This window comes from Metabacillus niabensis, from assembly GCF_902829255.1.
GTDB lineage: Bacteria > Bacillota > Bacilli > Bacillales > Bacillaceae > Metabacillus > Metabacillus niabensis.
Map to the genome: position 1 here is coordinate 1 of NZ_CADEPK010000282.1, position 9,285 is coordinate 9,285.

At 33.2% G+C, this 9,285-nt stretch carries 10 protein-coding genes; 3 read left to right on the forward strand and 7 right to left on the reverse strand.

Features of this window, described 5'->3' with window-relative positions; genetic code table 11:
* A partial coding sequence (locus HU235_RS16365) for an aminopeptidase (RefSeq protein ID WP_174880891.1) occupies positions 1–560 on the forward strand: 560 nt, incomplete at its 5' end.
* Positions 561–619: 59 nt separating this feature from the next.
* Positions 620–1,540 (forward strand): CobW family GTP-binding protein, encoded by a 921-nt coding sequence (locus tag HU235_RS16370; protein WP_095298990.1) that lies wholly within the window; start codon positions 620–622, stop codon positions 1,538–1,540.
* A gap of 122 nt (positions 1,541–1,662) precedes the next feature.
* Here the strand turns inward: HU235_RS16370 and HU235_RS16375 are convergent, their stop codons facing one another.
* The 5 genes from HU235_RS16375 to HU235_RS16395 all read right to left on the reverse strand — a co-directional run bounded on the left by HU235_RS16375 (position 1,663) and on the right by HU235_RS16395 (position 6,957).
* On the reverse strand, positions 1,663–2,250 hold the full coding sequence (locus tag HU235_RS16375) for an OmpA family protein (RefSeq protein ID WP_174880892.1): 588 nt from the start codon (positions 2,248–2,250) through the stop codon (positions 1,663–1,665).
* 223 nt (positions 2,251–2,473) lie between these two features.
* Complete coding sequence (locus tag HU235_RS16380) at positions 2,474–4,093, reverse strand: ABC-F family ATP-binding cassette domain-containing protein (RefSeq protein WP_095298994.1); 1,620 nt, start codon at positions 4,091–4,093, stop codon at positions 2,474–2,476.
* A 263-nt stretch (positions 4,094–4,356) separates the two neighbouring features.
* Positions 4,357–5,259, reverse strand: a complete 903-nt coding sequence (locus tag HU235_RS16385) for a CPBP family intramembrane glutamic endopeptidase (RefSeq protein ID WP_095298996.1) — start codon at positions 5,257–5,259, stop codon at positions 4,357–4,359.
* 294 nt (positions 5,260–5,553) lie between these two features.
* Positions 5,554–6,456, reverse strand: coding sequence for an aminoglycoside phosphotransferase family protein (locus HU235_RS16390; RefSeq protein WP_174880893.1), 903 nt, complete (start codon positions 6,454–6,456; stop codon positions 5,554–5,556).
* Positions 6,457–6,465: 9 nt separating this feature from the next.
* Positions 6,466–6,957 (reverse strand): DinB family protein, encoded by a 492-nt coding sequence (locus HU235_RS16395; RefSeq protein WP_145580831.1) that lies wholly within the window; start codon positions 6,955–6,957, stop codon positions 6,466–6,468.
* 136 nt (positions 6,958–7,093) lie between these two features.
* Between HU235_RS16395 and HU235_RS16400 the strand changes: the two genes are divergently transcribed.
* Positions 7,094–7,354, forward strand: a complete 261-nt coding sequence (locus HU235_RS16400; RefSeq protein ID WP_174880894.1) for a hypothetical protein — start codon at positions 7,094–7,096, stop codon at positions 7,352–7,354.
* Here the strand turns inward: HU235_RS16400 and HU235_RS16405 are convergent.
* Together HU235_RS16405 and lepB are read right to left on the reverse strand one after the other, a co-directional pair.
* On the reverse strand, positions 7,351–8,310 hold the full coding sequence (locus HU235_RS16405) for a DUF4349 domain-containing protein (protein ID WP_174880895.1): 960 nt from the start codon (positions 8,308–8,310) through the stop codon (positions 7,351–7,353). The genes HU235_RS16400 and HU235_RS16405 overlap by 4 nt on opposite strands.
* 204 nt (positions 8,311–8,514) lie before the next feature.
* Positions 8,515–9,075, reverse strand: a complete 561-nt coding sequence (gene lepB, locus HU235_RS16410) for a signal peptidase I (RefSeq protein ID WP_095299006.1) — start codon at positions 9,073–9,075, stop codon at positions 8,515–8,517.
* Positions 9,076–9,285: the final 210 nt, after the last annotated feature.

Consider the following 9,285-nt stretch of genomic DNA (forward strand, 5'->3'; position numbering starts at 1 on the left):
ATACACATACTTGGGTTGGTGCAGGTAGTGAGAATGAAAAGGGTAATTTCTTTATGGCAAATATGCCAACTGAGGAAGTATTTACTGTGCCTTTACGAAATGGAGTTAACGGTGTCGTAAAAAGTACAAAACCATTGAGCTATAGTGGAAATTTAATTGATAATTTTTCGTTAACCTTTGAAAATGGCAGAATCATTGATGTAAAAGCTGAAAAGGGTGAAGCAGTATTAAAGCAATTAGTTGAAACAGATGAAGGTTCACATTATTTAGGTGAGATTGCCCTTGTTGCACATGATTCGCCAATCTCACAATCAGGTATTTTGTTTTACAATACTTTGTTTGACGAAAATGCATCCAATCACTTAGCTATTGGAAATGGATATGCTTTCTGTGTTGAAGGCGGTAAAAAGATGTCCCGTGAAGAATTAGAAAAGGTCGGGGTGAATTCAAGTATTACACATGTTGATTTCATGATCGGCTCAGCAGAAATGGATATCGACGGAATTTTAGAGGACGGAACATCAGAAGCAATCTTCCGAAATGGAACATGGGCATTTTAATTAAGTTGGGGATCTGATGACGATCCCCTTTTAGAGCGTTTTGAAATGGGGAGAAATAGATGAAACCTGTCGAGGTTTATATTTTATCAGGATTTTTAGGTGCAGGAAAAACAACGTTATTGCAAAATATTCTGAGTCAGGAAAAACAGAATCAGCGAAAAATAGCTGTAATTATGAATGAATTAGGAGAAGTTTCAATTGATTCGAATGCAGTTGATAAAGATACACCACTTAAAGAATTGTTAAATGGCTGTGTTTGTTGTACGATTCAAGGTCAACTTGAAGTACAACTAGATAATATGCTTCGTGAATATGAGCTTGATGCTATTTATATTGAAACAACAGGTGTTGCTCATCCTATAGAAGTATTAGACTCTTGTTTATCACCGATTTTTGCTGAAAAGCTTTCTGTTCAAGCCATTATTACGATTGTTGATGCAATGCGCTGGGAAAGTCGTTCAAGTTTAAGCATACAGCTCAGAAAGCTGCTACTTGAGCAAGTTCAGCATGCAGACATTATATTGTTGAATAAAACCGATCAACTTTCAGAGATGAAAAAGGCAAATTTAGTTGCGGAAATTCAAGCCTTAAATAGCAAGAGTAAACTATTAATGACTGAATTCGCAAGCGTTCCATTAGCACAATTAAAACCGATGCAAAAGCCACTTAAAAGACATCATGAACAAACACACGTCCATGAGCATTTACATATGAGAACATATGTACATACATTTAACAAGCCTGTATCTTTGGAACAATTTGAACAATTTTTAAAAGAAATGCCAGAAACTATTTATCGAATTAAAGGCTATATTACCTTTACACATTCCGAATTACCATTTCTTTTTCAATATTCATATGGAATGCCACTATATATGAAGGAGCAACTGAAACGAAAAAATACGCTCGTTTTTATTGGAGAAAACCTTAATCACCAACAATTAGTAGCAGACCTAAAAGCTTTAGAATTAAATGATTAGAAAAAGAGATATTTTCAAACAGAAAACACATTGAGAAAAATAACCCAATGTGTTTTTTATTTGAAGCCACTTATTGATAGATAAATATGTATTATTTATTTCATGTTTGATTAAGAATAATTTTAAGGCTCTATAACAAATTCGACGCGACGATTTTTGAGTTGGTCTTCAGGGTTTCCAGAATTCGGAACGATTGGATTTGCTTCACCAAACCCTGTAGCACTAAATTCAATATGATTCAATTGTTGTTGTGTTTGAAACTGCTCGATTAAATAATTTGCTCGATCCTTCGTTAACTGCAAATTAAAATTGTCGTCATCTTTGTCATCAGTATAAACATTGATATTTACCTTAGTTTTATTCGGTAATTCGCTAAATACTTTAACTAATTGATGAAAGTTTTCAATAGCTCTGTTATTGTTTGCTTGCTCATTCTTAACGTTCGATTCTTTCGGAAATTCAGTTTCATAGTAGTTAAATAATTCATCACCTTCCATACGAAGAATGATGGCATTTTCCTTCTCAATAACTTCTGCATCGACTTGATCAAAGTTTACATCAAATTTAACGTTCGATTGAATTTTCTGTCCAGGAGTTACTTCAGTTCCTTCAATTTTATCAATCTCCGTTACTACAGGCTCTTCAGTCGCTTGACAACCATATAAACTTATTACTGAAAAAAATAGAAACAGGAAAAACTTATTTTTCAAGAATATCACTCCATTACTATCGCACCACATTTACATTATTTGGAAAATACTCTAAAGTTTTCATTTTGGAAAAAATTTCTAGACATGAAAAAAGAGGGTGACTCAAAAGGGTCTGCCCCCTCCATCAAACACCGGTATATAGTAAACTAACCTCATCATTAGACTATAAATTGTGTTTGAGGGGTCTGAACCTTTGGTTTTGAGCCACCCTCCTTTTTATAAGTTAAGCATAAAGTTCCTTTACTTGCTTTTGAACATTTGCATCTTCTAAAAACTCATCATATGTCATTTGTTTATCAACAATTCCGTTTGGAGTCACTTCGATAATTCGGTTAGCAATTGTTTGAACGAATTGATGGTCATGTGAAGTAAATATCATTGCACCTTTATAAGCAACTAATCCATTATTTAGAGCTGTAATAGACTCTAAATCTAAGTGGTTTGTTGGCTCATCCAATAATAAAACATTTGCCCCACTTAACATCATTTTAGAAAGCATACAACGTACCTTTTCTCCTCCGGATAATACACTTGGCTTTTTCAATACCTCTTCACCTGAAAAAAGCATACGCCCTAAAAATCCACGAAGAAAGCTTTCACTTTGATCATTTGGCGAGTACTGGCGTAACCAATCCACTAGGCTTGGTTCATTTCCAGAAAAATATTCGCTATTATCCTTTGGAAAGTAGCTTTGCGATGTTGTAACTCCCCATTTAAACGTACCGCTATCTGGCTCCATTTCACCTGCCAAAATTTTAAATAGTGTTGTAATCGCAATTTCATTTCGTCCAACAAACGCAATTTTATCTTCCTTATTCATAATAAAGCTAATGTTATCTAAAACCTTTTCACCATCAATTGTTTTAGAAAGTCCTTCAACTCGTAGAACATCATTCCCGATTTCACGGTCTGGTGTAAAGTTAACATAAGGATATCTACGTGATGATGGTTGAATGTCATCAAGTGAAATTTTATCTAATAACTTTTTACGGGATGTAGCTTGTTTTGATTTAGATGCATTTGCACTAAAGCGAGCGATAAAATTTTGCAGCTCTTTAATTTTTTCTTCTTTCTTCTTATTCGCTTCTTGTGATAATTTCAATGCTAGTTGACTAGATTCATACCAAAAATCGTAGTTTCCTACATAAATTTTAATTTTTGCGAAATCTAAATCAGCGATATGCGTACAAACTTTATTTAAGAAGTGACGGTCATGGGAAACAACAATAACTGTATTCTCAAAATTAATCAAAAATTCTTCAAGCCATTGTATCGCATGAATATCTAGATGGTTAGTAGGCTCGTCCAATAATAGAACGTCTGGCTCACCAAACAAAGCTTGTGCTAATAAAACCTTTACCTTTTCTCCACCAGTTAAATCAGCCATCTTCTTCGAATGAAGCTCCTCTGAAATCCCAAGTCCTTTTAACAGGATTGCTGCTTCACTTTCCGCTTCCCAACCATTTAGTTCAGCAAATTCTCCTTCTAATTCAGCAGCTCTCATTCCATCTTCATCTGTAAAATCAGCCTTCATATAGATAGCATCTTTTTCTTGCATTACTTCATACAGACGTTTATGCCCCATTATAACCGTTTTTAATACTTCATGTTCTTCATATTCAAAATGGTTTTGCTTTAATACAGCTAATCGTTCACCTGGTGCCATGCTTACTTCACCAGTTTGAGCTTCGATATCACCTGAAAGAATCTTTAAAAACGTTGATTTTCCAGCACCATTTGCACCGATTAAACCGTAGCAATTTCCCGGAGTAAATTTAATATTAACATCTTCAAAAAGCTTGCGATCTCCAAATCGTAAGCTAACATTTGTCACTTGAATCATGAAACAGCCTCCAATACTTTATACATCCTCTCCAATTATAACACTTACTAACAGATTTTTATACTATCACCAATATATAGAGATTCTTTTTACAAAAACAAATAAAGATAACAAAAAATATGAAAATTCACTATGCCTTTTTAACATAGTAAAAGCCTTGTTAGACAAGACAAGGCTTAAATTAAAGGAATCATACATTTTCAAACTGCTTTCTTTTTGACTGGTCTAATTGATCCAAAAATAATTAGTCAATATATTTCAAATTATGCAACCTGACGTTTTTGTCTCCGTAAAACGATAAACATGAAAATTAATCCTGTTATGACTGTTGTTATCGCGGATGTCATCGCATTAACATTTGTCACAACAAATAGCGAAGGAATATCCCCAACAACTGTGTCCTCCATTGTTAGGAAAATACATAAAAACATATTATTTGCTGCATGAGCTCCTATTGAGTATTCTGAACTGTTCGTTTTTACTGTAATATATGTCCAAATAAAGCCCATTGCTAAATAATCAATCGCTACCCAAAATGCACCATGCTCCATCTCGGGATTAAAAAAGTGCAAACTTCCAAATATCCCACCAATAATAATTGTGAGGATAAGCGGATGTTTCGTAATTTTTCCAGCCCATTGCAATAAGAAACCTCTAAATAATAATTCTTCAGAAGTTGTTTGAATAGGTACTAATAAGAAACACGCGACGACAAGCCACACAAACCGTGATGCATCAAATTCATTAAAAGCGTAATCGTTTGGGAAAAGTGCAAAATCTAGTATTGAAAATATAGCAAATATAGCTAGTGAAATAAAGAAACCAAAAAATATTTTAGACCAATTTACTTTCCTATAAGGCGTAATAAGTGAAATAAAACGTCTTTTTAAAATCGTTTTTACCGCTAGCCAAATTCCCAATACTGTAATGATGTTCACGATATGATATAGGTAAAAATCTACTAACGGATCTGTTAATAAGACACCTTCATTAGTCATTTCATCAAAATTCAGCAAATCAGGATTTATACCTCCTGCGATTAACACTGCAATTAAATAGGCAACTGTCCCAATAATAAGCATAAATGCTAATATAACGAGAAGCGAGCTTATGTAACGCCAATGTGTGTTTTTCCCCTCATTTACTGTAATAAATGATTTTGTCATGTAACCTCTCCTCTGAATCTTCTTCAATAAGTATAACCAATCTATTTTTAACAGTTTTTAACAACATTATCAATATTTTATAAGCTATTTTAATAAATTCTTTATAATCGGCTTCTCTTAGCCGTTAAATCACCTCGTAATCTTCGTGATTCCTTTTGTATCTGTTGTCTTCTTTTTACAGGAGTCTCTCACAACAATGTTCTAAAACGAATCAGAAATATATGTTATATAAGCCAAGAGAAAAAGTGGTTCACTGTAATGTTGAACCACTCTTTCATTTGATGTTGTATTTTATCACATATTCTTCATTTTCCTAAAAATATTCATGACGATGACAGATTTCATTGATGCCTTTCCAAAATCTTCAATATCCCAATAACAGCTTAATATCGTATGACAAAAACACCATTTAATCATTCTTTCCTTTGATAAATGAAGCTGTTTAGCAAATAGTTCTAGTCGTTCCGTAATCGTTTCCTCTACATTTTGTTCTGGAAGTTCATTCAACATATATTGCGTCACATCATATTCCTTTTCACCAATTAACCCCTTTGGATCGATCGCAACCCATGATTCCTTTCCTGAAGGGAGGACATTGTAATGATGTAAATCACCATGAAGCAAAGATAATTGATTGATCGTGCTCCCTAAATGAGCATATAATATTTCCGCTTCCATCAGCATTTCCTTTGTTATTGGTCCGATTCCATTTGGATATGTTTTTCGGATGTTAGAAAATTCATCAATCCTTTGAAAAATGGTAGGGAGTTTTGTATTTCTAGGTGCCGGCTTCCATAATTTTTTCATTACTTTAGTGATAATCATCGTCGCTTGTTTATTGTCTTTGATCGATGAAAGCTTTACACCAGGCTCAATACATTCTAAGAGCATTAACCCTTTATTTAAATCATAATCGATCATTTTTGCAATTCCATCACCATCAAATAATGTTAAAGCTTCTACTTCATTATGTAATGCATCATTTCCCGGGACAACGAGCTTCAAAACCATCCTTCTACCGTCCTTATGAAGAACTGGTGCAACGAAATTATAGGACAATTCATATGGAGATAAGACCTTAATCGACCATTGCTCCTCACATTCTTTAATTAAATCTGGAAATTTACGTAACCACCGTTCACCATGTTCTTTATGTACAGATTTTATTGTATAAATAAATTTTTCTGGTAACATCATGATTTAGAGTTAATACAAATCAAACATATTAATAGGATGATTTAACTGTTTAAGATAATTGAATAACTGTGCACGATGGTGATACGTATGAGTAACAATTTCCATTAGCCATTTTATTTGGACATGACCGCCTTGTTCATAGTAAAATGGCTTTGTTTTTTTATTCAATAGCTCATCCTCACTAAGTGAGTTGACGTAATTTTTTAAAACGCTAAGGTTCTCCTTCATCATTTCTCCTAACTTTTCTCGATCTTTAACCTCCGCGATTTCCTTTTCTACCTTTTCATATTCCTCCATACTTTTTTCCAGCATGAGACAGGCTAAATCAGAGCGTGGAATTGCAATTAAATGGTGAACTAGCTCCTCTAGTGATCTCATATTTTCAGTTGGTCTATATTCCCATTGCTCATCCTCTATTTTTAATAGTAAATTTGCTGTTGTTTTAACCGCTAATTCTAGCTCATCAAAGAGCATATTTGTAACTGTATTTATCGAATTCATCTTTTAAAAAATCTCCCTTCACAATTTCATAATTGCCTATTTTCTACATTCAACATTTCACACAATTGTTCCTCCTTATTTAGTCGATTTAAAGAAGATATGATAAAATAAATAATTAGTGAAAGGAGAATTCATCATGAAATTACATACATTAATCGAATACTGTCTACTTATCTTTATTTCAGGTCTTTATTTTGCTTTTCTTGGTTTTCAATCAAAAGGATTGACATTCATAATCGGAGTAATCTTCCTTTATATTATTATCAATTTTTCCACGAAAAAATTTATTTCAAGCTATGTGCCAATTGATAAAAAAATGTCCATTTTAATAAGTGTTTTGATGATTTTAGGAACTGTTTTTATCACGATGTTACTATTAACGCTCCTTGCGATTTAATCGGTAGTTTCATCTATTTTAGGTGGTTTTCCATTTTGTTTGCGTCTCTTTATTACAAAAAGCCAAAGTAGAAATAGTAAACCACCTATTAGGATAAAAATTGGTAGACTTCCTACGAGGAGGACAAATAAGCTTGAGCCCGCCTGTAATAAAAAGTTTAAACTCTTCATAAATTGTTCCTTCGTTTTCTCCCAAGTATTTAAGTTGTCATTATCAAGTGATGGCACTTTTACCGTATCCTGTGTTATATAAATTGTAACCGTAGATAGCTCAACTTGATTAGAAAGATAATTCATCCTCCCTTTTATCTGTTCGATTTCTTCTTGAACAGTTGCTAAATCTGTTGAAATTTTTAACAAGTCTTCTGTCTTTTCTGCATTTTTCATAAAGTCTAATAAACGTGCTTCTACAACTTGTTTTGATTTCAAACGGGATTCTAGGTCTACAAATTCCTCTGTTACATCCTGTCCAGTAATGTTTCGCTCGATTACCTTTGTACTTCCAGCTTCAACAGCTTGGACAAATGATTCAAATTTATTTTGTGGAATTCTGACAGTAAGTGTCCCCTCTAAACCTTCATCTTCACCGATAGAATTTGAGTTAGAATTAACAATATAGCCGTTTGCTTCAGATAATTTTTGTTGAATAAGTTTTAATGTTTTCTCATAACTTTCAACTTTAATGGAGAGGTTTGCCGTATAAATAACCTTTCTTGCCTGTTGATTCATCTCCTTTATCTCCGCTGTTTCATTCTCCTTTTGGTCCATATTAACTTCAGTTTCTGATTTCATATTTGCATCTTGTTCCACTTCTGCTTGATTAGTAAAACTGCTTTTCGACTCCGCCTCAGATGTCGCTTTGTTAGCTTGACTGTTTTCTTCACTTGAATTGTTACTGCAACCGGTAAATAACATCATCAGTAAGCTAAGAGAAATGATTGAGAAAATTCTTTTCATCTAAATCATCCTTTTTAATTTTTTTGACGCTTACAGAAGTAGTCGAACCATATGTAAAAATGTTACAAAGAAAAGTAAACGTTCTCTGTCTATCATATAAATTTAGAGAATAGCTATTTCGCTTTTGTATCCAGTTTTATCTTCGAGCACCTTGAGCTGCTCTAAAATAAAAAAGATAGAGGTTTTCCTCTATCTTTTTTATCACTATTCTGTTTTACTAAAATGACTTAACGGAAAAAAAATAAATTCCGATTTGCCTAAGATTCTATCTGATTCTATTAATCCAAGTCCATTGCGGCTGTCCATACTATCAAGGCGATTATCTCCCATAACGAAGTACTTATCTTCGGGAACTTCAATTTCTTCAAAATCGCTCGTTAGAAGCAAGCCCATTTCTTCTGCTTCCTCTTCATTAGCTGCTAAATACGGCTCTGAAATCTTCTTACCGTTAACATATACTTCTCCTTGTTCTGCACTAACCTTGTCTCCTGGTAAACCAATGATTCTTTTTACATAGCGAATATTTTCTTCTTTCCCATCTATTATGACGATATCTCCTTTTTTAATTTCTCCAATATATTTCAATGTTTTATTTACAAAAAGGCGATCTCCATCTTTTAATGTCGGATCCATTGATGATCCTTCAACAACATATGGTTCAAATATAAAGAAACGAATGATAAGCGCAAGCCCTAGTGCAAAAACAATCGCCTTCGTCCATTCCCAAATTTTTGATTTTGAAGATACTGTTTCAGTTCGTGCCATGGTTGAATCCTCCTAATTAAATGCTTATCTCCATTATACCTATTTACGACTAATTATTTGCTATAAATAAAAAAAATCCTTTAACTTTTTATATTTTTTACAAAATAATCATATAAAGTAAAAAAATGGGGTTTGTTTTTTGTGGTAGGTTTATTTCATCTTTTCGTAATTTTTATGACAAAACATATTTATTTTTATTCTATATTAGCA